The sequence below is a fragment of the Brachybacterium alimentarium genome, from assembly GCF_002332425.1.
Classification (GTDB): Bacteria; Actinomycetota; Actinomycetes; order Actinomycetales; family Dermabacteraceae; genus Brachybacterium; species Brachybacterium alimentarium.
The window spans coordinates 414536-438323 of record NZ_NRGS01000005.1 but is presented as its reverse complement, the minus strand read 5'-3'; the positions used below and the strand labels follow the sequence as shown (position 1 = coordinate 438323).

The window sequence follows — 23788 nt, the reverse complement described above, 5'->3', positions numbered from 1 at the left end:
ATCCGAGGCAAGGGTCGTGCGGGCGGGCTCGCCCGGCGGGGAGCTCGGGTGTCGGGCCGTCGGAACCCTCGAAATCCGCGGAGCCTCCGGAATCCGCGGAATTCTCGGAATCAGCCCGCCAGCGCAGTCATGGAATCTGGCAGGTCGCTGAGCACCCTCTCGGAGACGCTCTGGAGGTGCTGCGCGGTCTGCTCGATGTGGTGCTGCAGCAGGTGCGGATCGGGCTGCGCCGTGCTGTCACGGTCCAACCTCCCGCGCTCCGTCACGAACGGCGCGAGCTCGAGTGCGCGACGTGCGTCCTCCTCGTCGAGCCTTTCCAATGCGGTCCACACGTTCAGCGGCAGCTTCCGACGGCGATCGCGGTTCGCGCGGGCCACCAGGATGCCCGCGCCGCGCAGGGCGGCGCGGTGCACCAGCTCGAACGCCTCACGGGGGTCGTCCTCGAGGGAGGCTCGGCCGAGCTGGAGCAGTTGGCGGGCGCGCTCGAGATCGGCCTGGTCCTGATCCAGATGCGCCAGACGCAGGCGGATGCTGCGGGCGTCAGCGGGCAGCGAGGCGGCGCTCCCCCGGTGGCGGGATGTGGTGGTGTTCATCGCTGCTCCTCCTGTCCGATCTCCGCGGCGGGCCTCGGGTCCTCCCTGCCTGGTTCATGAACCGTAGGACCCGGCACTGACAGACGACGGGCCGCGGTGGCCGTGGTGGACGAGTGGGGCCTGGGGAGGAACGGTGGCCGACTCGGGTCCGTGTCGACGGACGCCCAGGTAGGTGCCCCGGCCGCAGAGGGCGGTCATCGGGCGCGGAGGGAGCGTGCCGTCTCCTAGAGTGGGCGGATGTCCCGCCGCGAGCGTGCGCGCCACGCCCCTTTCGAGCACCTCGGTCCGCTCGACGTCCACATCCCGATCTCCACCGGTACCGCACGTCTCACCCTGGAGAACGACGGTTCCGTGCTGCTCGACGTCAACGGGGTGCCGTCCTCGCACCTGCATCCGGATCCGGAGCATCTCGTCTTCGAGTACATGCGATGGATGCTGATCGCGATCGATCAGCATCTCGGCATCGATGCCGATGCGACGCCCCGGGACACGGGATCCGGCGCGCAGCTCGCGCATCTGGGCGGTGGGGGCTGTTCGCTGCCCCGGGCGATCGCTGCCCGGCGCCCCCGTTCCCGGCAGATCGTGGTCGAGCTCGATGAGCTCCTGGCCGATTCAGTGCGCGGCTGGTTCGATCTGCCTCGGTCCCCTCAGCTTCGGCTGCGGATCGAGGACGCTCTCAGCGCCCTGGTCTCCTGGCGCGACGATCGGTTCGACGTCCTGGTGCGCGATGTGTTCTCGGGGTCGCTGACGCCGCCGGAACTGATCACGCGGTCGGCCGCCGAGCATGCGGCCCGGGTGCTGAAGCCTGGGGGCCTCTACCTCGCCAACTGCGCGGCCCCTCCCGGAACCGGACTCATGGCTGACGAAGTCGCGACGCTCAGTGCGGTCTTCGCGCACGTCGGCGTGATCGCCGAGCCTGCCCACCTGTCCGGCAAACGACGGGGCAACTGCGTGCTCCTGGCCTCGGACCGTCCGCTGCCCGAGGGCATCGACCGCGACCTGCGCTCGGATGCCGTCTCCGTGCGCCTCGCCCGGAGCACGCAGGTCCAGGCGCTCGCGAGGGCAGGACGAGTGCTCGGCGGCTGAGCTCGGCAACGGCGACAACCTCCAGCTCCAGCTCCGACAGCCTCCCGCACCGTCCCACCGGCATCGCGTCGGTCGACACCTCCCCGTACGACGACGGACCGGCCAGGAGCTGACGCTCCTGACCGGTCCGTGAGATTGACGAAGTCGTCGATCAGAGGGGACGAACCTGCTCGGCCTGCGGGCCCTTGTCTCCCTGCGTGACCTCGAACTCCACGCGCTGACCCTCGTCGAGGGCGCGGTAGCCGTCCATGTCGATCTTGCTGTGATGCACGAAGACGTCAGCGCCGCCTCCGTCGATCTCGATGAATCCGAAGCCCTTTTCGGCGTTGAACCACTTGACCGAGCCCTGTGCCATACCTGTCACCTTCTGTGTCGTCCATCAACGATCGCGGAAAAGCGATCGCGCTGCCGCGTGAAGCTGTCCCCGCCGGAGCGGTTGGCGTGACGTGCATTCCGTCTTCCAGCTGCCGAGGCACCTGGGACGGACCGTCCAACCGGACCTGCAACTACGCAACACCGCCATTCTGTCATAGCAGTGTCCTCGTTCACACTGCGATGACGGACGGGCGGTCACGAACAGGTAACGACATGACGCGGATCACGGCAGGGTCGCGTCGAGAGCGCCTGATGGCGACGCGCGTCGAGCCCCAGCGGCCCACGTCGCTCAGAGCTGCGGCGCATCCCCGGGCCCCTCGCCGTCGTGATCGGCGAGGAAGCGCTCGAAGTGCTCACCCAGCTCCTCGGCGGTGGGCAGATCCATCGTGGTCGTCAGCGGGGAATCGTCCGCTCCCTCGTTCATCGAGTCGTACTGCTCCTCGAGCGCGCTGACGATCTGGCCGACCTCGGCGTTCTGCGCGATGGTGCCCTGCAGCGCGACGGTGGCCGCATCCGTGAGATCGCCGAGATGCACCAGCGGCAGGTCCAGACCCGCCGCCTCGCTGACCCGGCGCAGGAGCGCGAGGGCCCCGGCCGGGAAGTCGGTCCGGGTCAGGTAGTGAGGGATCTGCGCCGCGTAGCCCATCGACGCGTGATCGGCGCGGCCGAGCTGGAGCTCGAGCAGCGCACCGAAAGCGGCGGGCACCACGATCTCCGCGGAGTCCTCGTCCTCGTCCGATCCGAGCGTCGTGCCCGGAGCCGGCGTCGGGCGCGTATTCGGTCGGCCGAGCAGATCGGGATCGTTCGCATGTGCGAACAGTCCGATCGGTCGGGTGTGCGGCACCGCCATCGGCACGGCCTGCATCCCGACCACCCGTTCGACGTCGAAGAACTCGACGAGGTCGATGAGCGCCTCCGCGAGCCGGCGCCATTGGAGGTCGGGCTCGGGTCCGTCGAGGAAGAGGAACGGCCGGTCCGACTCGTCGTACATGAGCGAGAGCGTGAGCTCGGGGATGTCGACGCTCGCGTAGGAGGTCCCGTCGAAGACGGCCTGCGGGCGCGACCCGCGATAGTCCAACAGCTCGTCCATGTCGAAGCTGACCAGGCGCAGGTGCCGCAGTTCGTCCCGCAGATAGGTCGACGCGATGCGGCAGGCGTTGCCGGCATCGACCAGTCCGGGCAGGGCGTGCACGAGGGTCAGCCCGGTGCGCGGGACCGCCGCCAGGACGTCCGCGGATTCGAAGCGGTACAGATCACGCGGATCACGCATCAGCGTCTCCTCCCTCGCAGCCGGTTGGACGTCACTCGCGCGATGGCACGCGTCTCCAGGCCTGTCCACCATAATGGACCACTGTGCTCTGCCGATCCTGGGTCCATTCCCAGAGGTGCGGCGAGAGGATCCATCGTCAGAGGGAGCAGGTCCGTGGACGACGCCGAGGGACAGATCGCCCGGGAGATCGCACGTGAGCAGGCGTACGCAGACCGCCTCTACGCGCGGCTCGACGAGCTGATCATCCAGGTGCAGAGCAATCTGGACGACATCCAGGGCTCGCAGCACGCTTCGACACATCAGAACAGGTCCGAACGCGACTCGTTCATGGCGCTGTACGAGGACCGCCTGGCGCTGCTGCGCTCGGTCGCCCGCAGCGTGGTGTTCGGCCGCCTGGACATGGACGACACCGCCCGCCACTACATCGGCCGGATCGGATTGTTCACGGCGGATCGCGAGCAGCTGCTGGTGGACTGGAGAGCCCCCGCGGCAGCAGCGTTCTACCAGGCGACCAGCACCCAGCGACTGGACGTGCGGCTGCGGCGCCATCTCATCAGTCGTGGGCGCGCCGTGGTCGGGCTCGAGGACGACGTCCTGGACCAGTCCGTGCTCGAGACCGCCGGCGAGGACGTGGTGCTGCAGGGCGAGGGTGCGCTGCTCGCGGCCGTCTCCGGCCAGCGCACGGGCCGAATGGGCGACATCGTCGCGACGATCCAGTCCGAGCAGGACCGCATCATCCGCTCCGAGAACCGCGGCGTGCTGGTCGTCCAGGGCGGCCCGGGCACCGGCAAGACCGCGGTCGCGCTGCACCGCGCCGCCTACCTGCTCTACACGCATCGTCGCCGCCTCGAGCACACGGGGGTGCTGATCATGGCTCCGACCCCGGGATTCCTGCGATACATCGAGCGCGTCCTGCCGAGCCTCGGCGAATCCGGTGTGGTCATGCTGACCCCGGGAGAGCTGTTCCCTCGCATCGAGACCTTCCTGCATGACGGGGACGAGGTGGCGAGCCTGAAGGGCGACGTCGCGATGGCGGAGCTGATCTCCCGTGCCGTGGCGCAGCGGCAGGTGCTGCCGCAGGAAGACATCCGCCTGCGCATCGACGGGACTCCGCTGACCCTGACGCGCTCGATGCTCAGAGCTGCGCGCCGGGACGCCCGCGCCAGCCACAAGCCCCACAACACCGCTCGCACCGTGTTCGTGCGCGCGGCGCTGGAGCGGCTCGTGGAGGCCTACGAGAAGGCGCTCCTCGCCGAAGGGCAGACCATCATCCCCGAGGACCGGCCCGATCTGCTCTCGGACCTGCGCAACAACGCGGAGATCAAGCGGCAGCTGAATCTCGCCTGGCTGCCCTACGCCCCGCAGGGGTTCCTGCGCATCCTGATGTCCCGGCCTGATCGACTCCGGGCCGCCGCCCCGGCCGCGCTCGCGGACCGCGTGCACCTGCTGGTCCGTGACAAGGACGCACCCTGGACCGTCGAGGACATCCCGCTGCTGGACGAGGCCGCCGAGCTCCTCGGCGAGGACTCAGCGCCCGCGGAGGCCCGCGCCCGCGAGGCGGCGACCCGCCGAGAGGCGGACGTCGACTATGCACGCAAGGTCATCGAGAACGTCGACACCTCGGGGATGATCCGTGCCGAGGACCTCGCCGACCAGGTCAGCCAGATCCGAGATGGCCGCACCCTCGCCGAGCGCGCCTCCTCCGAGCGCAGCTGGACCTATGGCCATGTCGTGGTCGATGAGGCACAGGAGCATTCCCCCATGAGCTGGCGAGCACTCATGCGAAGGGCCCCCACCAAGTCCTTCACGGTCGTGGGCGACGTCGCGCAGACCTCGTCGGCCGGGGGCACGCATTCGTGGACGCAGGCGCTGAGCCCCTACATCCAGGATCGTCTCCAGGTCGAGCACCTCACCGTCAACTACCGCACGCCCAGCCGGATCATGGACCGGGCCGTGGCGATGGCGCAGGCGCACCAGCTGCCCGTGACCGAGGTCAGCTCGGTGCGGGAGGGGGACCGGGATCCGCGGATCGAGCGCTCCTCCCCGAGCGACCTCGCTCTTCGCACCGCCGAGGCCGTGGCCGCGGTGCATCACGAGGGCGTGGGGCGCCTCGCCGTCATCGTCGCGCAGGAGCGGATCGCCGACGTGCTCGGCCGGCTGCGCTCACGCTCGGACCTGCCGACGGTGGGAGCGGGATCCTCCGGGGTGGACGACTCGATCGCCGTCATGACCGCACAGGACGCGAAGGGGCTCGAGTTCGACGGGGTCGTCATCGTGGAGCCTGCGGAGCTGGTGGAGGCGCATGGTGCCGGGGATCTCTACGTGGCGATGACCCGGGCGACGCGCCACCTCGGCGTGGTGCACGCACGGGACCTGCCGGCGGGGATCGAACCCGCCTGAGACGGCGATCGGCGGCCGCGGCTTCCCCTCCGCGACCGCCGATCTGGTGTGCACTGCGTGAGTGCACGAGGGACATCTTATGCACACCGACGAGCGGTCCTGAACTTTATCCACAGAATCGTCGCAAACCGGCTCCGCGATCGCCTCCGAACCCGGCGACGAGGCCCGTGCCGGCGTCCTCGCGGCAGGCCTCAGGCGGTGCCGGCCGACTCCGAGCGCAGCCGCACGATCGCGGCCTCGAAGTCGTCGAGCGATTCGAAATCCTGGTAGACGCTCGCGAAGCGGAGGTAGGCCACGAGGTCGAGCTCCTGGAGCGGGTGCAGGATCGACAGACCCACCTGATGAGCATCGATCTCGGCCTGGCCGCTCGAACGGATGTCCTCCTCGACGCGCTGGGCGAGCATCGCGAGCTGGTCATCGGTGACCGGGCGTCCCTGGCAGGCCTTGCGCACACCGGAGATCACCTTCGCCCGACTGAACGGCTCACTCACACCGGAGCGCTTGTGCACCGAGAGGGAGGCCGTCTCGGACGTCGAGAAGCGCCGGGAGCAGTTCGGGCACTGACGACGGCGCCGGATGGTCGCGCCGTCGTCGGACGTACGCGAATCCACGACCCGGGAGTCAGGATGGCGGCAGAACGGGCAGTGCATCCGCACAGGATAGCGGCCCGCTCGCGAATCAGTGCGATGCGCCCTCGAGGGCCGGGAGCTCGATCAGCTGGCCGGCGGTGACCCGCGGCGTCGTGAGGTGGTTGAGGCTGCGCACCTCGGAGACGAACTCCTGCTCGCTCATGCCGTCGGGGGCGAACTCGTCGGCATAGCCCCACAGGGTGTCGCCCGCTTCGACGGTGAGGGTCACGGGCTCCTCGGCTCCCCCGCCCGCCAGTGCGGAGGGCACCTCGAACATCAGCAGCAGCGCGGCGGCGACGAGCAGTCCGAGCAGGAACGCCAGAGCCGTGAGGACGACCCGGCCCCGCCGGGTGGCCTTGAGTCGAACGCCCGCTCGATCAGACTGCGCGGCGCGCTCGTCACGATGCTGCGAGAAGGGAAGGACCGTGGCCGTTTCCGTATGCATATCCGAACTCCTGTTCGATCGAATGTCTGTGCGACTGTAGCCCGACGGTCACGCGACACGCAAGGCCGATCTCGAACACATGTTTGGCATCCGGTGCGTGCCGCCCTACGCTGGGTGACATCACTACGGAACCTCGAGGGTCCGACAGACGAAGCCAGGAGGCCTCCACGATGACGCCGAGCACGCCCAAGCCGATACGCTCCCGCGGCGACGCGCCGGTCGACTCCGCGACCACCGGCCTCACCCGTCGTCAGCACCTGGTCCTGGAGACCATCAATTCCGCGATCGCCGCGCACGGCTATCCGCCCACGATGCGCGAGATCGGCGATGCTGTGGGCCTGACCTCGTCCTCGTCGGTCTCCCATCAGCTGCAGGCGCTCGAACGCAAGGGCTTCCTGCGCCGGGACCCGAAGCGCCCCCGTGCCATGGAGATCGTCATGCCGGGAGACGACGGCGCCCCGGAGGCACCCGCCGAGCCCGACATCAGCCCGAACTCGGTGACCGTCCCGCTGCTCGGCCGCATCGCCGCGGGCGTGCCGATCACCGCCGAGGAGCAGATCGAGGACGTCTTCACCCTGCCCTCGCGCCTGGTGGGCGACGGGGACCTCTTCCTCCTGCAGGTGGTCGGCGACTCGATGATCGACGCCGCCATCTGCGACGGCGACTGGGTCGTCGTGCGCAGCCAGAAGGAAGCCCAGAAGGGCGAGATCGTCGCGGCCATGATCGACGGCGAGGCGACGGTGAAGACCTTCGTCCAGCGGGACGACCATGTCTGGCTGATGCCTCACAACCCGGCCTTCGCCCCGATCCTGGGAGATCATGCCGAGATCCTCGGCAAGATCGTCGCGGTGCTGCGCTCGGTCTGATCCGGCGCAGCCCGGGGCGACGGCGCCCACCGGCCGAGCTCAGGAGGTCGAGAGCCTCCGCAGCGCGCCGAGAGCGATCTCGGGATCCGACGTCGGCCACAGCGGCGGCATCGCCTCCCGCAGGAAGCTGCCGTACCGCGCCGTCGCGAGCCGCGGATCCAGCACGGCCACCATGCCGCGGTCCTCATGGGAGCGGATCAGGCGCCCCGCCCCCTGAGCGAGCAGCAGTGCGGCGTGCTGGGCCGAGATGCCCATGAAGCCGTTGCCGCCCTTCTGGGCGATCCGCTCCTGGCGCGCGGAGACCAGCGGATCGTCCGGGCGCGGGAACGGGATCCGGTCAATGGTGACCAGTCGCAGCGAGGGTCCGGAGACATCCACCCCCTGCCACAGTGTGAGCGTGCCGAACAGAGAAGCATCCTCGTCGTCGCGGAACTTCCGCACCAGGTTCGCCATCGAGTCCTCACCCTGCACCTCGATGGTGAGGTCCAGGCGGGCCCGCACATGCTCGGCCGCGAGCTCGGCGCCCCGACGCGAGGAGAACAGGCACAGCGCCCCGCCGTGCGAGGCCTCGACCAGTTCGGTGAGATGGTCGAGCATGGCCGTCGACGGGCCCTCGCGGCCGGGCTGGGGAAGGTGCCGGGCCGTGTACAGGATCCCCTGGCTCCGGTAGGCGAAAGGGCTGCCCACGTCGAGGCCCGCCCAGGCGCTCCTGTCCTCGCGCGGCGGCGTGGACTCCGGGCCCATGCGATCTGCCCGCGCGAGGCCCACCTCGCCCGCTGCCGGCTCGAAACGGCCGCCGAGAGCAAGAGTCGCCGAGGTCAGCACGGCGGTACGGCTCTCCAGAATCGCTCCGCGCATCGCGCCAGCGACACTGAGCGGCGCCACCTGGATGCTCGAGCGTCCCGTGGCCTGGGAATGCGAGACCGAGACGACATCCTCATCGGCCGGAGCGCCGAGACGCTCGCACACCTCGATGATCTCCTGCAGGTTCGCGCGGACCGCTTTGCGCGATCCGGCGGTGCCGACGGTGGCGTCGTCCCCGGCGTCCTTCGCATCGGAGTGCGCCGTGCGGGCCTCGACCCGCAGCTGCTGGACGGCGTCGCCGAGGCGCTCCGGCAAGGCACCGATCACGCGGCCGTCGGGGGCGAGCTCGAGCGCCTCGCGCAGCTCCTCGGCGGCATCGTCCAGGGCGGTGGCAGCGACGCCGAGGCCGCGCAGATCCCTCACCGTCCCTCGGAGCATCCCGGGGTTCAGGGATTCGGTGACGGCGCTGGTGACGCGCCCGGAGAGATCGTGGGCCTCGTCGAAGACGACCACGTCGTGGTCAGGGATGATTCCCAGGGAATCGAAGGAGTCGATCGCCATCAGTGCGTGGTTCGTGACCACGAGGTCCACCTCGCGGGCCAGTTCGCGGCTGCGCTCGGCGAAGCAGGACTCCAGCATCGGACAGGAGCTTCCGATGCACTGCGACCCGGTCACCGAGACCTGGCGCCAGGCGCGATCCGAGACCGGGTCCTCGAGCGAGTCGCGGTCTCCGCTGTCGGTCTCCTCGGCCCATTCCCGCAGCCGCTTGACCTGGTCCCCGAGCCGTTCGCTGCCGGTGCGGGCCGGATCTGTGGACGCCTCCGAGAAGAGCGCGCCAGGGTCGATGTCCATCGGGTACCCGCCGTCGATCTTGTGTCGACAGAGATAGTTCGCACGGCCCTTGAGCAGGGCGAAGGTGGGCGTGCGTGGCAGATGCGGGGCCAGCGCCTCCACGAGACGCGGCAGGTCCTTGCGCACGATCTGGGTCTGCAGGGCGATGGTCGCGGTGGACACCACGACCGGGCGGCCGCTGACCAGCGCATGGCGCAGCGCGGGCACCAGGTACGCAAGCGATTTGCCGGTGCCTGTGCCCGCCTGGACGAGCAGATGACGGTTCGCGGTCATGGCGGTGTCGACCGCCTCCGCCATGGCCTGCTGGCCGGGCCGCACGGCGCCGCCGATCGCCGAGACCGCCGCATCCATGAGGGTCGACAGCTGGATGCCGGCGGCCCCTGGGGCGGCCTCGTGATCGGTGGCGGTGGTCATCGCTCCAGCGTATCCGCGCTGGATCCGAGGACCTCTCAGGCCGCGCCGTGGAGCTCTGCGGCGAGCGCCTCATCCACCCGGGCATGGAGCTTGGTGCCCTCCATGACGTGCTCCTCCGCGAGCACCTCGCCCGTCGTGTGAGCACGCGCGATGAGATCCCCTCGCGAGTACGGGACCAGCACGTCGACCTCGACCGCCGGGCGCGGCAGGCGATCGGCGATCAGGTCCCTCAGCTCGTCCATGCCCGCCCCGGTGCGTGCGGAGACCACGACGGAGTTCTCGACCTGGCTGCGCAGGCGGGCGATCGTCTCGGGTTCGGCGAGGTCTGCCTTGTTCAGCACGACGACCTCGGGCACATCGAAGCCTTCGATCTCGCCGAGCACGGTGCGCACTGCACGGATCTGGCCCTCGGGGTCGGGATGGGAGGCGTCGACGACATGCAGCAGCAGGTCGGAATCGCCCACCTCCTCGAGAGTCGACCGGAATGCCTCGACCAGCTGGGTGGGCAGATGCCGCACGAAGCCGACGGTGTCGGCGTAGGTGAACTCCCGCCCGTCGGGCGTGGTGGAGCGCCGGACCGTCGGGTCCAGCGTCGCGAACAAGGCGTTCTCGACCAGGACGCCGGCTCCGGTGAGCCGATTCAGCAGCGAGGACTTGCCGGCGTTCGTGTAGCCCGCGATCGCGACCGCGGGGACCTGGTTGCGCCGCCGGTCGGCGCGCTGGGCGACGCGTCCCGGGGCCATCGCCTTGATCTCCCGGCGCAGCTTGGACATGCGGTCACGGATGCGCCGACGATCCAGCTCGATCTTGGTCTCGCCGGGTCCGCGCGATCCCATTCCGGCACCGCCCGCGGCGATGCGCCCGCCCGCCTGCCGGGACATCGACTCGCCCCAGCCGCGCAGCCGGGGCAGCAGGTACTCGAGCTGCGCGAGCTCGACCTGTGCCTTGCCCTCGCGGGACTTGGCGTGCTGGGCGAAGATGTCGAGGATCAGCGCGGTGCGGTCGATGACCTTGACCTTGACGATGTCCTCGAGCGCGCGTCGCTGCCCGGGGCCCAGCTCGCCGTCCGCGATCACAGTGTCGGCGCCGTTCTCGGCGATGATCCCTGCGAGCTCCGCCGCCTTGCCCTTGCCGAAGAACGTGGCGGGGTCGGGATGCGCACGGCGCTGGAGGAGGCCGTCGAGCACCTCCGAACCCGCGGTCTCGGCGAGAGCGGCGAGTTCGAGTAGGCTCGTCTCCGCCTCAGCGGCATTGCCCGAGGTGTAGAGGCCTGCGAGCACCACTCGCTCCAGTCGGAGCTGGCGGTACTCGACCTCGGAGACGTCCTCGAGCTCGGTGGACATTCCTGCCACGCGCCGCAGCGCCTGGCGGTCGGCGAGGTCGTACTGCTCGCCGTCGCTGCTCTGGCCGGGGGCGTCCTGGGCGGCGGCGCTGCTGCGGGAGAGGATCCGCTCGGTCAGCGGGTCACGGCGACGGGCCGCCGGGCTCGGGTCCGCGGGAGATCCGGCCGACGGGTCTTCGTGCGTCCCCTCGGTGTGCGGCGCGCCAACGGTCCCCCCGGTGGTGGTCCCGTCGACATCGGCGTCGGAGGCGGGTTCGGGATGGAAAGCGATGGGCACGGTCGGGGTACTCCTCAGGTAGGGGACGATCTGTTCCACCAGAGTCCCACGCCGATCCTCCGGGGTCGAGGGATTTTGCGGTGGGCGGATACCGGAGTGATCGGGCCGACGAGCCGCGGCGGACGTGCCCGGGCGGACGGGCCGGTGGGGCTCACCGTCCGCCGGCACGCTCCGGGTCCGTATCCTTCTGGGGTGGACGAGCACTACTTCACCCCTTCCCCCGCGACCGATGCCCGGCGTTTCCCGCTGCGAGTGCGCCTCGCCGGTCGGGATCTCGATCTGGTCTCCAGCGCCTCCGTGTTCAGCGGGCACGGCCTGGACAAGGCCACCGCAGTGCTGCTGAACCGCCTCGATGAGATCTCCGAGCCGCCCGCGGACGCGCGGATCCTCGACCTGGGCTGCGGATGGGGGCCGATCTCGCTCACCGCCGCGCTCACCCATCCCGCCGCCGAGGTGTGGGCCGTGGACGTGAGCGAACGAGCCCGCGAGCTCACCGCGGAGAACGCCGAACGCGCAGGGATCACCTCCCTCCGCGTGGTGGCGCCGGACGAGGTCCCCGAGGATCTCCGCTTCGACGCGATCTGGTCGAATCCTCCGATCAGGATCGGCAAGCCCGCCCTGCACGAGCTGCTGCTGCAATGGACCGCGCGGCTGACTGCGGAGGGCACCGCCGCCCTCGTGGTGGGCAAGAACCTCGGCGCGGACCCGCTCGCGCGATGGCTCGGTGAGCAGCTTCCCGAGCGTGACGTCGCGAAGGTCGCCAGCGCCAAGGGCTTCCGGGTGCTCGAGGTGGGCCCGGCGCGCTGAACTCCACCCGGTGTCGGCCCGATGCCGGCCCCGGTGTCAGGCCCGGTGTCAGACCAAGGTGGCGCCGTCGGCCACGAGCTGTGCCGGACCGGTCAGGGTGACCTCCCCGGTCGCGGTCCAGCCCACCTGCAGGCGGCCGCCGGGGACGTCCACCGTCCACGGCTGTCCGGTGTCGTCCCCGGCGCGCAGCGCTGCGGCGACCGCCACGGCGGCGACACCCGTGCCGCAGGAGCGGGTCTCCCCCACGCCGCGTTCGAACACCCTCATCACCACGTGCCTCTGGCCGAGCTCGACGACCAGCTCGATGTTCGCGCCGTCGACCGGCTCAGGATCCAGCGCGGGGCGGCGGGTGAGGTCGAGCTCCTCGAGGGCGAGCCCGGAGGGCAGGAAGGCGACGGTGTGGGGATTGCCCATGTCCACATCGGTCGCGCTGAGCATATGACCTGCCACCTCGACGGTGCGGGCGTTCCGCGTGCTGCGGCTCTCCCCCATTCCGAGCCTCACCGACCACGTCCCGCCGTGCGAGGGGGGACGCTGCAGGATCGCGACGGTGCGGGCTCCAGCGCGGGTCCACACGGCGAACTCGTCCTCGCGGACGTGACCGGCGCGCTGCAGGTGCGCGGCCAGAACGCGCACCCCGTTGCCGCACATCTCGGCGATCGAGCCGTCGGCGTTGCGATAGTCCATGAACCATTCGGGAGCATCCGCGGGTGCTTCGATGCCGGCGCGGCGCGTGCGCACTGCGCGGATCACGCCGTCTCCGCCGATGCCGGCGCGGCGGTCCGCGAGGGCGGCGACCGTGGCGGCGTCGAGCTCCAGCGCACCATCGGGGTCATCGAGGATGACGAAGTCGTTCTCGGTGCCGTGGCCCTTGGTGAAGTGGATCCTGTCGTTCATGCCGTGAGCCTATGCCGCCGGATCATGGCCCGTGCTTCCGCCGTCACGCAGCGCGTCCAGAGCGCGGCCGGTCACGTCCTGCGTCGAGGCGTCGAGCCACCGCACGCGGGCATCGCGTCGGAACCAGGTGTCCTGCTTGCGCACCAGGCGTCGGGTGCCGACGACCGTGGCCTCGATCGCGTCGGCGCAGCTCATCCTCCCCTCGAGCACGGCGATGCCCTGCTCGTAGCCGATCGCTCGTCGCGCCGTGAGGCCACGGTCCAGGCCCCGCTCGCGGAGCCCTCGGATCTCGTCGAGCAGCCCGAGCTCGACCATGCGCTGCACGCGCAGGGCGATCCGGTCGTGCAGCACCGGGCGTTCGAGCCGCAGACCGATCTGCACCGTGCGGGGGTCGGCGTACAGGGGTCGCGGCAGGAATGCGCTGAAGGGACGCCCGGTCAGCTCCCCGACCTCGAGGGCGCGCACGATGCGCCGCGTGTCTCCGGCACCGATCGTGCGCGCGGCCTCCGGGTCGGAGTCGGCGAGCTCGGCGTGCAGAGCGGCGGGCCCGCGCGTCGCGGCCTCCCTCTCGAGACGCGCTCGAATGCTCGGGTCGGTGGGTGGGAACTCGATCTGATCGAGCACCGCTCGCACGTACAGCCCTGATCCGCCGACGAGGATCGGGGTGCGGCCGCGGGAGCGGATGGCCGCGATGGCCGTACGGGCCTCGTCCCGGTACACCGAGACGCTCGCCTCCTCGGTCACATCCAGCACGTCCAACTGATGATGCGGCACTTCCGTGCGCTCGGTGGCTGTCACCTTCGCGGTGCCGATATCCATGCCGCGGTAGAGCTGCAGCGCATCGGCGTTCACCACCTCGCCGTCCAGCTCACGGGCCAGGGCGATGGCGAGATCGGACTTGCCGGTGGCGGTCGCTCCGACCACGGCGACCAGAGGGATGTCGCGGGGAGCGCGGGCGCTGGGCGCGGCCGCGTCGCCCGTCGCCGCCGCCTCGCGCGCGGTGGTGCTCTCGGGCAGCGGATCGTCCATGCGCGGAACTTTACCCGCGCCGCTGTGCGGGTCGCTCCGGCGGGCGGTGAGGCGCTGGTTCGAGGGTCGGACGGATCACCCCTGGTGGCAGGCCGACATCGTGAGCGAGGGAGTAGTGTGGGCCGTCCCGGAACCCCGGACCGTTGTCTTCGTCTACTGCAATGCATGAGGTTGGAAGTGACTGCACCGAACGAGTCCCCTGCACTCCCGGACTCGGCCGATCGCCTGGCCCCGATGTCCTTGAGCAGGGTCGAGGAGAGCCTCTCTCGCCTCGGATATGCCTTCGTCGAGGACGATGAGCACCCGGAGATCCTCCGCGCACGCTTCGACGACTACCGATTCCAGTTCATGGTCTCCGGCGAGGAGCGGGCTGTGATGCAGACCCGCGGCCGCTGGAGCCATTCGGTCGATTTCTCCCGCAAGGTCGAGATGATCAAGCTCTGCAACGAGTGGAACATGAACCGGGTGTGGCCGAAGGTCTACGTGCGCCGTGAGTCCGAGGGCCTGCTGGGCGTGTACGGCGAGCTCGCTGCGGATTTCCGTGCCGGCGCTCTGGACACCCAGGTCGACAGCGCGATCAAGTGCGGTCTGAGCACCGTGATCGCCTTCTTCCACAGCCTCGAGGAGCGCCTCGGCGCAGAGCTCGACGAGCTCGACGTCTGAGGCACACTCCGCGGCCCCGGCTGCGGATACGCAGAACGGCCGGCACCTGCGGGGTGTCGGCCGTTCTGCGTCGTCCTGTTGTGTGTCGGGTCCGCTGCTCAGGGGCGGCGCAGGCTCGGCATGCCGAGGGTGACGAGGCCCGACGGAGCAGTTGCCCCGGTCCCGCAGGACGACCCCGCGTCCAGGCCGCTCTCCCCCGCTTCCCACGCGTCTCCGGAGCGGGTGCGTCGCACCGAGAACTGCTCGCGCGTCGGGCTCACGCCGGGTGCGGCCTCCCGGGCGCTGTCCGCGATCAGGTAGAACGGCGCGGCCCGGGTGACGGTTGCGGTGACCATGTCCCCGGGACGCGGCATGTCTGCGCTCTCCAGCCCCTCCGGCACCGCCAGGTGCACCAGGCGGTGATCCCGCGAGCGGCCCGAGATGCGGTGCGTGGTCTCGTCCCGGGTCCCCTCCCCCTCGGCCACGAGGACCTCGACGACGCGCCCCTCGAGCTTCTGGTTCTCCTCGTAGGTGATGCGGTCCTGCAGCGCGGTGAGCCGTTCGTAGCGCTCCTGGACGACCTCATTGGGGACCTGTCCCTCCATCGTCGCCGCAGGTGTCCCGGGGCGGATCGAGTACTGGAAGGTGAAGGCGCTCGCGAAGCGAGAGGCCTCGACCACGTCGAGCGTGCGCTGGAAGTCCTCCTCCGTCTCCCCGGGGAACCCGACGATGATGTCGGTGGTGATGGCCGCCTCGGGGATCCGCTCTCGCACCCTGTCGAGGATGCCCAGGAACTTCTTGGAGCGGTACGAGCGCTTCATCCGGCGCAGCACGTCATCGGAGCCCGACTGCAGCGGCATGTGCAGCTGGGGCATGACGTTGTCGGTCTCGGCCATCGCTGCGATGACGTCGTCGGTGAACATCGCCGGGTGCGGGGAGGTGAAGCGCACGCGCTCGAGATCCTCGATGTCGCCGCAGGAGCGCAGCAGCTTGGCGAAGGCTCCTCGATCGCCGAACTCGACACCGTAGGAGTTCACGTTCTGTCCCAGCAGCGTCACCTCGAGAGCGCCGGTATCCACCACGTCACGCACCTCGGCGAGGATGTCGCCCGGGCGGCGGTCCTTCTCCTTGCCGCGCAGCGAGGGCACGATGCAGAAGGTGCAGGTGTTGTTGCAGCCCACGCTGATCGAGACCCAGGCGGCGTAGGAGGACTCGCGCCGTGTGGGAAGCGTGGACGGGAACACTTCGAGCGATTCGAGGATCTCCACCTGCGCCTCCGCGCGGTGCCGAGCACGGTCCAGCATCACCGGCAGTGCACCGATGTTGTGCGTGCCGAAGACGACGTCGACCCACGGAGCACGGTCGACGATCGTGGAACGGTCCTTCTGCGCGAGGCAGCCCCCGACGGCGATCTGCATGCTCGGATTCGCGTCCTTCGCGGGACGCAGCGCGCCGAGAGTGCCGTACAGCTTCTTGTCCGCGTTCTCCCTCACCGCACAGGTGTTGAAGACGACGACGTCGACCTCGCCGCGACGGGCGTCGGCATCGTCCGGCGCCGCCACGAAGCCGGACTCTTCGAGCAGGCCGGTCAGGCGCTCGGAGTCGTGGACGTTCATCTGGCACCCGAAGGTGCGCACCTGATAGGTGCCGCGCGGGGTGCTCAGGGCGCCGGCTGACGTCGCGGCGTCGGTATCGGTGGTCATGGGATCGAGAGCGGAGATGCGGGAGGACATAGTGCCCGTAAGAATACTGGCCGATGCCTCCACAGCCGTTCCCCGCCGCGTTCGCGACGGAGGCAGGCTGGCGGCGCTCGTCGTCGGCCCCCGGCCCCGGCCCAGGCCCCGTCAGCATGCGTCAGCGTGCGTCAGCTCTCCGGATCGTGCGAGGCCTCGCGCAGCTCACCCGCGATGACGTGGACGGCGAGACTCCCCGGGTAACCCTTGCGGGTCAGGAGGGCGTCCAGGCGGCGGGAGAGCCGACGGCGGTGGGCGCCGTCCCGTTCGGTGCGCAGGCGCTCCCGATCCCGGACACCGATCCGGGAGCGCACCAGCTCACGGCAGCGCACCTCTTCGTCGCTCTCCCCGGTCTCCAGCGCCGCATCGATCAGCGGGGCGTCCACCCGGCGTCTGCTCAGCTCACGGCGCAGTGCTTCATCACCGAGGGCGCGCAGGGAACGTCGCTGCTGCACCCACTCGTGGGCGAAGGCGGCGTCGTCGACGAGATCGGCGCGGATGATCCGCGCCATCACCTCGTGAGCGATGTCCGCGGGGACCTCCCGCTCGGCGAGCCGCTGACGCATCTCCCCTTCCGACCGGCGGCGCGTCGACAGCAGCCTCATCAGATACCGGCACTCGTGCACCACGGCCTTCTCCCGCGCGACGGCCTCGGGGTCCGGCGCCTCACGGGTGGCCTCAAGGATCTGCCGGGTGCGACCGGACAGGTCCGCCCGGATCTCCGAGGCGGTGCGCGGTCCGTCGTCCGCCGTCACGGGAGCGGCGGCGACGACCTCATGGTCGCCGCCGCCGCTCCCGTCGGACTGCGTGCCCGTCATCTCTCAGATGGTGGCCGGGACGTCGTCGTCGAGGAACTCGTCCTCACCGAGAGGCGCCTCGACGGCACCGGCCTCCGGTTCCGCCTGCTCGAGGGCGTACTTGCCGACGCCCAGGGTGCGCAGGATCTTGTCCTCGATCTCGACCGCCAGGTCCGGGTTGTCCTTGAGGAACTGGCGCGAGTTCTCCTTGCCCTGGCCGAGCTGGTCCCCCTCGTAGGTGAACCACGCACCGGACTTGCGGACCACGCCGTGCTCGACGCCGAGGTCGATCAGGCCACCCTCGCGGGAGATGCCCTCCCCGTAGAGGATGTCGAACTCGGCCTGTTTGAAGGGCGGGGCCATCTTGTTCTTCACGACCTTGACGCGGGTGCGGTTGCCCACGGAGTCCGTGCCGGACTTGAGGGTCTCGATGCGGCGGATGTCCATGCGCACGGAGGCGTAGAACTTCAGCGCCTTGCCGCCGGTGGTCGTCTCGGGGCTGCCGAAGAAGACACCGATCTTCTCGCGCAGCTGGTTGATGAAGATCGCGGTGGTCCCCGAGGAGGAGAGCGCGCCAGCGAGCTTGCGCAGCGCCTGGGACATCAGACGCGCCTGGAGGCCGACGTGGGAGTCGCCCATCTCGCCCTCGATCTCGGCCTTGGGCACCAGCGCGGCGACGGAGTCGATCACGACGACGTCCAGCGCGCCGGAGCGGATCAGCATGTCCGTGATCTCGAGGGCCTGCTCACCGGTGTCCGGCTGGGAGACCAGCAGGGCATCGGTGTCGACGCCGAGCTTCTTGGCGTACTCCGGGTCCATTGCGTGCTCGGCATCGATGAAGGCGGCGATACCGCCGTTGCGCTGGGCGTTGGCGACGGCATGCAGGGCCAACGTGGTCTTGCCGGAAGATTCCGGGCCGTAGACCTCGACGATGCGGCCGCGCGGCAGCCCACCGATGCCGAGAGCAGCATCCAGGGCGACCGAGCCTGTGGGGATGACCTCGACCGGAGGCCGCGTGTCGTCGCCCAGCCGCATGATCGATCCCTTGCCGAACTGGCGGTCGATCTGGGCCAGGGCGTTGTCGAGCGACGACTCGCGGGTCTTCTCCGTCGAACGCGTGACGGGGGGCTTCGACGATTTCGGTGCAGCCATGTGCTTGGTTCCTTCCAGTGGGCCGGGCGAGCCGACTCGATGACAGTGAGGCCACACTAGGCGCGGCCTCCGACACTCGTCGCCGCCCCGGGCCGCTTGTGGATGACACGCGACTGGGGAGGAAGGACGAGAACGGGGACGTCGGGCCGGGGGACCATTCCACCCCACTGTACCGAACATGCGTTCGAACGAGGGCTCTGCGGGGCGTGTCGCGGCGTGTCGATATCGCGCGGCCCCTCGGGGCGCGACGCTAAGGGGTCCCGAGAGAGAAATAGACAGCCAGTGATCCTCCGAGGGAGTGCGCGACCCCGCGACCCCGCGACCCCGCGAGGGACGGAGAGGGGAAGCCGCCCGACGGATCGCGTCGACCACCCCGAACGCGTCCACCACGACCACACCGGCGAGGGTCGACCTCTGCCGGCCGAGCTCTCCTGCCGGAGCACCGCGGTCAGCGGCGTCGCTGCTCCGGCGGGACTTCCCAGCGCTGGGACTCCGGGACGTCCATCGAGTCGCACAGGGCCGTCCAGACCTGGCGCACGGCGACCCCGTGCTCGAGGGCCTGCTCGGCGGTCAGACCGCCGACGCCCTCGAGCACGAGGTCACGGGTGTAGGTGCGGGCGAGGACCGGGCCGAACACGTGGTCGGCCAGCTCCGAGAACTCGCTGCGCCTCACCTCAGTGCGCACCGACCAGCGGGCTCGCCTCCTCGGCGAGGCCCTCGGGCACGGTGTCGGGGATGCTGATGTTCTCGGCGACGGCGATCCGGTCGGACACCTCACGCAGCACGAACGACAGCGGGAGGCCCAGGGCATCGGTCACGGAGGACAGCAGCTCGCTGGAGGCCTCCTTCTGGCCGCGCTCGATCTCGCTGAGGTAGCCCAGGGACACGCGGGCATCGGAGGACACCTGACGCAGGGTGCGACCCTGGTTGCGTCGTGCATCACGCAGGACATCACCGAGCTCCTGACGGAACAGGACCATGGCCTTGCCTCCCTTCCTCTGGTTGAACTGGTGGAACACCTCGGGGGTGCGGTGCGTCGAAGTCATCACGACAAGCACAACGCGCCGACCCTCGGAAGTGTTCCCCAGAGTGTAGTGGCCCCCATCCTCGGGATGCCTGGGAACTGTGCACGACGAGACGGTGGGGAGGAAGGCTGCGCTCCCCTGCGCTGACCTGCGGGGTCGTTCAGGACTCGAGCATCTCGACGAGCAGCGAGAGCGCGGCGTCGACGGTCCGGGAGCGGATCGTCGGGCGGTCGCCGCTGAGATGCAGTTCACGCGTGAGGGTCTCGCCGTCCCGTCGGGCGATCCCCAGCCAGACGGTTCCTTCCGCCGTTCCGCGGGCGTCGGGCCCGGGGCCGGCCACGCCGGTGGTGGAGACGGCGAGGTCCGCGGCGTACAGGTCGAGGGCGCCCTCGGCCATGGCCGCCGCGACCTCCCTGGTCACAGCACCGGTGCGCTCCAGCAGATCGGCGTCGATCCCGAGCACGCGGGTCTTGGCCGCAAAGGAGTAGCAGGCCGCTCCCCCCGCGATCGCGGCGCTGGACCCGGGGACGTCCACCAGGCGGGCCACCAGGGCCCCTGCGGTGAGCGATTCCGCGGTCGCGAGCATCAGCCCGCGCTGCGCGGCTCGGGAGATCACGAGCTGCGGGCTCGTGGCGCCCGTGGTCATGCAGCGCCACCGGCCAGTGCCTCACGACGCAGCCGCAGCCCGTCCTTGAGGTTCACGAGGCCGGACCATACGGTCAGCACGACGGCCAGGGCCACCAGCGCCAGGCCGATCCAGCGCGCGGGCTCCCACCACAGCTCGAACGGGATCAGGCAGAAGGTGATGGCGATCGTCTGCACCATCGTCTTGGCCTTGCCCGCCATGTTCGCCGGCAGGGCCCCGTACTTGAGGATCGTGAAACGCATGACCGTGATGCCGAACTCGCGCACCAGGATCAGGATCGTCATCCACCACGGCACGTACTCCCAGACCGACAGCATGATCAGTGCCGCGCCCGTCATCGCCTTGTCGGCGATGGGATCGACGATCTTGCCGAAGTCCGTGATGAGGTTCCGGCTGCGGGCGAGGTGGCCGTCCAGGAAGTCCGTGATCATCGCGACCACGAACACGGCGGCGACCAGGATGCGCCCCGGGATCGAGTCCGGGTAGATGATCGCGAGCACCACCAGCACCGGGACCATCGCACACCGCACCATCGTGAGGATGTTGGCGATGTTCCAGAGCGGGACGGGCTCCGTGCGGGGTGTGGTCATCGGGACTCCTGAGCTCCGGCGGAATGAGGGACGTGCGGTGGAACGGACGGGACGAGGGGGCGGAGCGGGGTGGTGTGTGACGCCGCCGTCGCGGACCGGTCAGGGTCAGCGGCCGGTGAGGCTCCATGCATCCTCGCCGTCCTGGTCGTCCTCGTCGTCGTAGTAGTCGGTGGCGGGTTCGGTGCCGTCGTCGGCGAGCGGATCGGTGCCGTAGCGGTCCTCCCCGTTCTCCGAGGAGGCGGCTGCCTCGGAGTGATCCGGTGCCTCCGGCGCCGGGGCGCTCTCGAGTTCGACGGCCTGATCGGCCCCGTACGGTTCCTCGGCCTCGCCGCCCGGCGGCGCCTCGCCGCGGATCAGGGCGATCGCGGTGCCGAGCTCGTCCGGATGGACGAGCACGTCGCGCGCCTTGGACCCCTCGGAGGGCCCGACGATCTCGCGGGATTCCAGCAGATCCATGAGCCGGCCGGCCTTGGCGAAGCCCACGCGGAGCTTGCGCTGCAGCATCGAGGTCGAGCCGAACTGCGTGGTGACCACGAGCTCGGCCGCTTGCAGCAGGACGTCGAGATCGTCGCCGATGTCGTCGTCGATCTGCTTCTTGGCCGCGACGACCTGGACGTCCTCGCGGTAGTTCGGCTTCATCTGCGTCTTGACGTGGTCGACGACCTGGTGGATCTCGGACTCGTTGACCCACGCGCCCTGCACGCGCATCGGCTTGGCCTTGCCCATCGGGTGGAACAGGGCATCGCCCTGGCCGATGAGCTTCTCCGCGCCGACGGAGTCGAGGATCACCCGCGAGTCCTGCAGCGAGGAGGTCGAGAAGGCGAGGCGGCTGGGCACGTTGGCCTTGATGATGCCGGTGACCACGTCGACCGAGGGGCGCTGCGTCGCGAGGATCAGGTGGATCCCGGCGGCACGTGCCAGCTGCGTGATGCGCTGGATCGAGGCCTCGACGTCCCGCGGCGCGACCATCATCAGGTCCGCGAGCTCGTCGACCACGACCAGGAGGTACGGGTAGGGCGCGAGGCGTCGCTCGCTGCCCGCGGGCAGCTGCACCTCTCCGGCGCGCACCGCCTTGTTGAAATCGTCGACGTGCTTGTACCCGAAGGCGGCGAGGTCGTCGTAGCGGGCGTCCATCTCCTTCACCACCCACTCGAGGGCCTCCGCGGCCTTCTTGGGGTTGGTGATGATCGGGGTGATCAGGTGCGGGATGCCCTCGTAGATGCTGAGCTCGACGCGCTTGGGATCGACCAGCACCATGCGCACCTCTTCAGGAGTTGCGCGCATGAGGATCGACGTGATCATCGAGTTCACGAAGACCGACTTGCCGGCACCGGTGGCGCCGGCGACGAGCAGGTGCGGCATCTTGGCGAGGTTCGCGACGACGTAGCCGCCCTCGACGTCCTTGCCCACGCCCATCACCAGCGGATGCTCCGTGCGACGGGCGACGGAGCTGCGCAGCACGTCGCCGAGGACGACGGTCTCGCGATCGGTGTTGGGGATCTCGATCCCGATGGCCTTCTTGCCGGGGATCGGCGAGAGGATGCGCACGTCGGAGCTCGCCACGGCATACGAGATGTTCTTGTCCAGGGCCGTGACCTTCTCGACCTTGGTGCCTGGGGCGAGCTCGACCTCGTAGCGCGTGACCGTCGGCCCGCGGGAGAAGTCGACCACCTTGGCATTGACGTTGAACTGCTCGAAGACCTCCTCGAGCGCAGCGACCACCTGGTCGTTCACCTCGGAGCGCGTCTTGTGCGGTGCGCCCTCCAGGAGGAACGAGGAGTCAGGCAGCGTGTACACGACGTCGCCGGCCAGCTCGAGCTGCTCCCCGGCGCGCGGCAGGTCACCCATCGGCGGGTGCACGAGGTCGGGCTTCGCCTCCTCGGACTGCTTGGCCGGCACGGCTCGGGTCGGCGCGGGCTTGCTCGCGGGCGACGCCTTCGCCGCAGCGGCCGTCGGCATCGGGGTGGTCGCACCGGCGGCGTCCCCCTTGCCGGGGAAGGTCTTGGCCCGATTGTTCTCATCCTCGACGACGTCGAAGACCTCGGTGGAATCGGCCTTCGCGGCTCGCTTCGCCCGGGACGCACGGCCCTTCTTCGAGCCGGCCCCCGCGGCCTCCTCGGCGCTGACGCCCTGCTGGAAGGCCTCGTCGCCGGCATAGCCGAAGCTCTCGTGATCGCGGTCCTCCGCTGCCTCGGCCGCGGCCTTCTCACGCCGGCTGCGGCGCCGCGGACGCCCGGCGGGCTGGGCCTCGGTCGCCTGCTCGTGGACCTCAGGATCCCGGCGGCGCGGGCGCAGGCCGAACGCGACGCGCTCCTCGTCCTCCTCCTCGCTGTTGCCGACCATCACGTCGTACACCCCGCGCACCCGTGAGGGGATCGACTCCACCGGGGTCGCGGTGAGGACGAGCACGCCGAAGGCGATCAGCACGGAGTGGATCACCACGACGGCCACGGGCGGCAGCAGGGCCTCCAGGGGTGCGGCGGCCAGGTAGCCGAGCACCCCTCCCCCGCGCGCCAGCGCGTCGATGCCGTCCGCCGGTGCGGGCAGGCGTGCCGAGACCGAGGCGATCGCGGAGATCGCGGTGAGCAGCACGAGGATGCCGATCGCGATCCGGCTGTTGGCGCGCACCTGGTCGGGGCGGCGGAACATGCGCATCGACCAGCCGGCCGCGAGCAGCGGGATCAGCATCGAGGAGATGCCGAAGGTGCCTGCCACGACGGTGTGCACGGCCCCGAAGACGGGGCCGGCCGACTGCCACCACTCGACGACGGCCACTAGGGCCGCGATGAGCAGGAGGAACAGGGCATAGCCGTCCCGACGCTGGTCCGGGGCCACCTCCCAGCGGGCCACGCCGATCGAGCGGATCAGTCCGCCGACCATGCGAGCGATCGCGAGATAGCCGGTGCGCACTGCGCGCACCGGAAGAGGGAGCGTCGAGGGGTCGTTCGCCGCGGCGCCGGCCGTGCGGGACGTACCTGCAGCCGAGCTCCGGGACGAGCCTTTCGACGCACGTGCGGGGGAAGACGTACGTGTCGCCATGGGTCATAGGGTACCGCCCGGTGCCACTGCGGCCCGGGAGGCGGAGCGCCCGGGCCCGTCGTACCGGATCCATCTCAC

Annotated in this window: 22 protein-coding genes; 5 read left to right on the top strand and 17 right to left on the bottom strand. The window is 70.1% G+C overall.

All coding sequences use genetic code 11. From position 1 onward, the window contains the following. Positions 1-110 precede the first annotated feature (110 nt). Positions 111-593 carry an SAV_6107 family HEPN domain-containing protein gene (locus CIK71_RS05220; RefSeq protein ID WP_096164089.1) on the bottom strand — a complete coding sequence of 161 codons (483 nt, stop codon included), beginning with the start codon at positions 591-593 and terminating at the stop codon, positions 111-113. Between the two features lie 237 nt (positions 594-830). Here CIK71_RS05220 and CIK71_RS05215 point away from each other — a divergent pair, with 237 nt between their 5' ends. Continuing rightward, positions 831-1679, top strand: a complete 849-nt coding sequence (locus CIK71_RS05215; protein ID WP_096164088.1) for a spermidine synthase — start codon at positions 831-833, stop codon at positions 1677-1679. Positions 1680-1830: 151 nt separating this feature from the next. Here the strand turns inward: CIK71_RS05215 and CIK71_RS05210 are convergent, their stop codons facing one another. Then, positions 1831-2034 carry a cold-shock protein gene (locus CIK71_RS05210; RefSeq protein ID WP_096164087.1) on the bottom strand — a complete coding sequence of 68 codons (204 nt, stop codon included), beginning with the start codon at positions 2032-2034 and terminating at the stop codon, positions 1831-1833. Between the two features lie 309 nt (positions 2035-2343). Then, the gene (locus CIK71_RS05205; protein ID WP_096164086.1) at positions 2344-3324 is read right to left on the bottom strand and encodes a proteasome assembly chaperone family protein; all 981 of its coding nucleotides are present in this window, start codon (positions 3322-3324) and stop codon (positions 2344-2346) included. Between the two features lie 153 nt (positions 3325-3477). Between CIK71_RS05205 and CIK71_RS05200 the strand changes: the two genes are divergently transcribed. Further along, the gene (locus CIK71_RS05200) at positions 3478-5724 is read left to right on the top strand and encodes a HelD family protein (protein ID WP_096164085.1); all 2247 of its coding nucleotides are present in this window, start codon (positions 3478-3480) and stop codon (positions 5722-5724) included. A gap of 191 nt (positions 5725-5915) precedes the next feature. Here the strand turns inward: CIK71_RS05200 and nrdR are convergent, their stop codons facing one another. Both nrdR and CIK71_RS05190 read right to left on the bottom strand, forming a co-directional pair. Then, positions 5916-6374, bottom strand: coding sequence for a transcriptional regulator NrdR (nrdR, locus tag CIK71_RS05195; RefSeq protein ID WP_096164084.1), 459 nt, complete (start codon positions 6372-6374; stop codon positions 5916-5918). Positions 6375-6402: 28 nt separating this feature from the next. Next, positions 6403-6798, bottom strand: coding sequence for a LysM peptidoglycan-binding domain-containing protein (locus CIK71_RS05190; RefSeq protein WP_096164083.1), 396 nt, complete (start codon positions 6796-6798; stop codon positions 6403-6405). A 170-nt stretch (positions 6799-6968) separates the two neighbouring features. Here CIK71_RS05190 and lexA point away from each other — a divergent pair, with 170 nt between their 5' ends. Then, entirely contained in the window at positions 6969-7664 is a 696-nt protein-coding gene (gene lexA, locus CIK71_RS05185; protein WP_096164082.1) for a transcriptional repressor LexA, read from the top strand. 39 nt (positions 7665-7703) lie between these two features. Here the strand turns inward: lexA and CIK71_RS05180 are convergent, their stop codons facing one another. Both CIK71_RS05180 and hflX read right to left on the bottom strand, forming a co-directional pair. Then, positions 7704-9734 (bottom strand): ATP-dependent DNA helicase, encoded by a 2031-nt coding sequence (locus CIK71_RS05180; protein WP_096164081.1) that lies wholly within the window; start codon positions 9732-9734, stop codon positions 7704-7706. Between the two features lie 35 nt (positions 9735-9769). Beyond that, positions 9770-11353 (bottom strand): GTPase HflX, encoded by a 1584-nt coding sequence (gene hflX, locus CIK71_RS05175; RefSeq protein WP_096164254.1) that lies wholly within the window; start codon positions 11351-11353, stop codon positions 9770-9772. Positions 11354-11545: 192 nt separating this feature from the next. Between hflX and CIK71_RS05170 the strand changes: the two genes are divergently transcribed. After that, positions 11546-12160, top strand: a complete 615-nt coding sequence (locus CIK71_RS05170) for a class I SAM-dependent methyltransferase (protein WP_096164253.1) — start codon at positions 11546-11548, stop codon at positions 12158-12160. A 48-nt stretch (positions 12161-12208) separates the two neighbouring features. Here the strand turns inward: CIK71_RS05170 and dapF are convergent, their stop codons facing one another. Together dapF and miaA are read right to left on the bottom strand one after the other, a co-directional pair. Next, positions 12209-13057: a diaminopimelate epimerase gene (gene dapF, locus CIK71_RS05165; RefSeq protein WP_096164080.1), complete on the bottom strand. Its 849-nt coding sequence runs from the start codon at positions 13055-13057 to the stop codon at positions 12209-12211. A 9-nt stretch (positions 13058-13066) separates the two neighbouring features. Next, a complete protein-coding gene (miaA, locus tag CIK71_RS05160) occupies positions 13067-14086 on the bottom strand; it encodes a tRNA (adenosine(37)-N6)-dimethylallyltransferase MiaA (RefSeq protein ID WP_096164079.1) in 1020 nt (339 codons plus the stop codon). A 177-nt stretch (positions 14087-14263) separates the two neighbouring features. Between miaA and CIK71_RS05155 the strand changes: the two genes are divergently transcribed. Further along, complete coding sequence (locus tag CIK71_RS05155; RefSeq protein WP_241964202.1) at positions 14264-14749, top strand: YbjN domain-containing protein; 486 nt, start codon at positions 14264-14266, stop codon at positions 14747-14749. A gap of 98 nt (positions 14750-14847) precedes the next feature. On the opposite strand, the gene miaB is transcribed toward CIK71_RS05155, so the two are convergent. The 8 genes from miaB to CIK71_RS05115 all read right to left on the bottom strand — a co-directional run bounded on the left by miaB (position 14848) and on the right by CIK71_RS05115 (position 23590). Continuing rightward, positions 14848-16431, bottom strand: a complete 1584-nt coding sequence (gene miaB, locus CIK71_RS05150) for a tRNA (N6-isopentenyl adenosine(37)-C2)-methylthiotransferase MiaB (RefSeq protein WP_096164252.1) — start codon at positions 16429-16431, stop codon at positions 14848-14850. Between the two features lie 161 nt (positions 16432-16592). Then, positions 16593-17279 (bottom strand): regulatory protein RecX, encoded by a 687-nt coding sequence (locus CIK71_RS05145; RefSeq protein WP_096164077.1) that lies wholly within the window; start codon positions 17277-17279, stop codon positions 16593-16595. A gap of 3 nt (positions 17280-17282) precedes the next feature. Continuing rightward, on the bottom strand, positions 17283-18410 hold the full coding sequence (gene recA, locus CIK71_RS05140) for a recombinase RecA (RefSeq protein WP_096164076.1): 1128 nt from the start codon (positions 18408-18410) through the stop codon (positions 17283-17285). Between the two features lie 448 nt (positions 18411-18858). Further along, positions 18859-19083 carry a DUF3046 domain-containing protein gene (locus CIK71_RS05135; protein WP_096164251.1) on the bottom strand — a complete coding sequence of 75 codons (225 nt, stop codon included), beginning with the start codon at positions 19081-19083 and terminating at the stop codon, positions 18859-18861. Between the two features lies 1 nt (position 19084). Further along, on the bottom strand, positions 19085-19390 hold the full coding sequence (locus CIK71_RS05130; protein ID WP_096164250.1) for a helix-turn-helix domain-containing protein: 306 nt from the start codon (positions 19388-19390) through the stop codon (positions 19085-19087). Positions 19391-19595: 205 nt separating this feature from the next. After that, positions 19596-20081: a CinA family protein gene (locus CIK71_RS05125; protein ID WP_096164075.1), complete on the bottom strand. Its 486-nt coding sequence runs from the start codon at positions 20079-20081 to the stop codon at positions 19596-19598. Next, positions 20078-20671 carry a CDP-diacylglycerol--glycerol-3-phosphate 3-phosphatidyltransferase gene (gene pgsA, locus CIK71_RS05120; protein ID WP_096164074.1) on the bottom strand — a complete coding sequence of 198 codons (594 nt, stop codon included), beginning with the start codon at positions 20669-20671 and terminating at the stop codon, positions 20078-20080. The genes CIK71_RS05125 and pgsA overlap by 4 nt, the downstream gene beginning before the upstream one ends. A 105-nt stretch (positions 20672-20776) precedes the next feature. Then, on the bottom strand, positions 20777-23590 hold the full coding sequence (locus CIK71_RS05115; RefSeq protein WP_241964201.1) for an FtsK/SpoIIIE family DNA translocase: 2814 nt from the start codon (positions 23588-23590) through the stop codon (positions 20777-20779). Between the last annotated feature and the right edge of the window lie 198 nt (positions 23591-23788).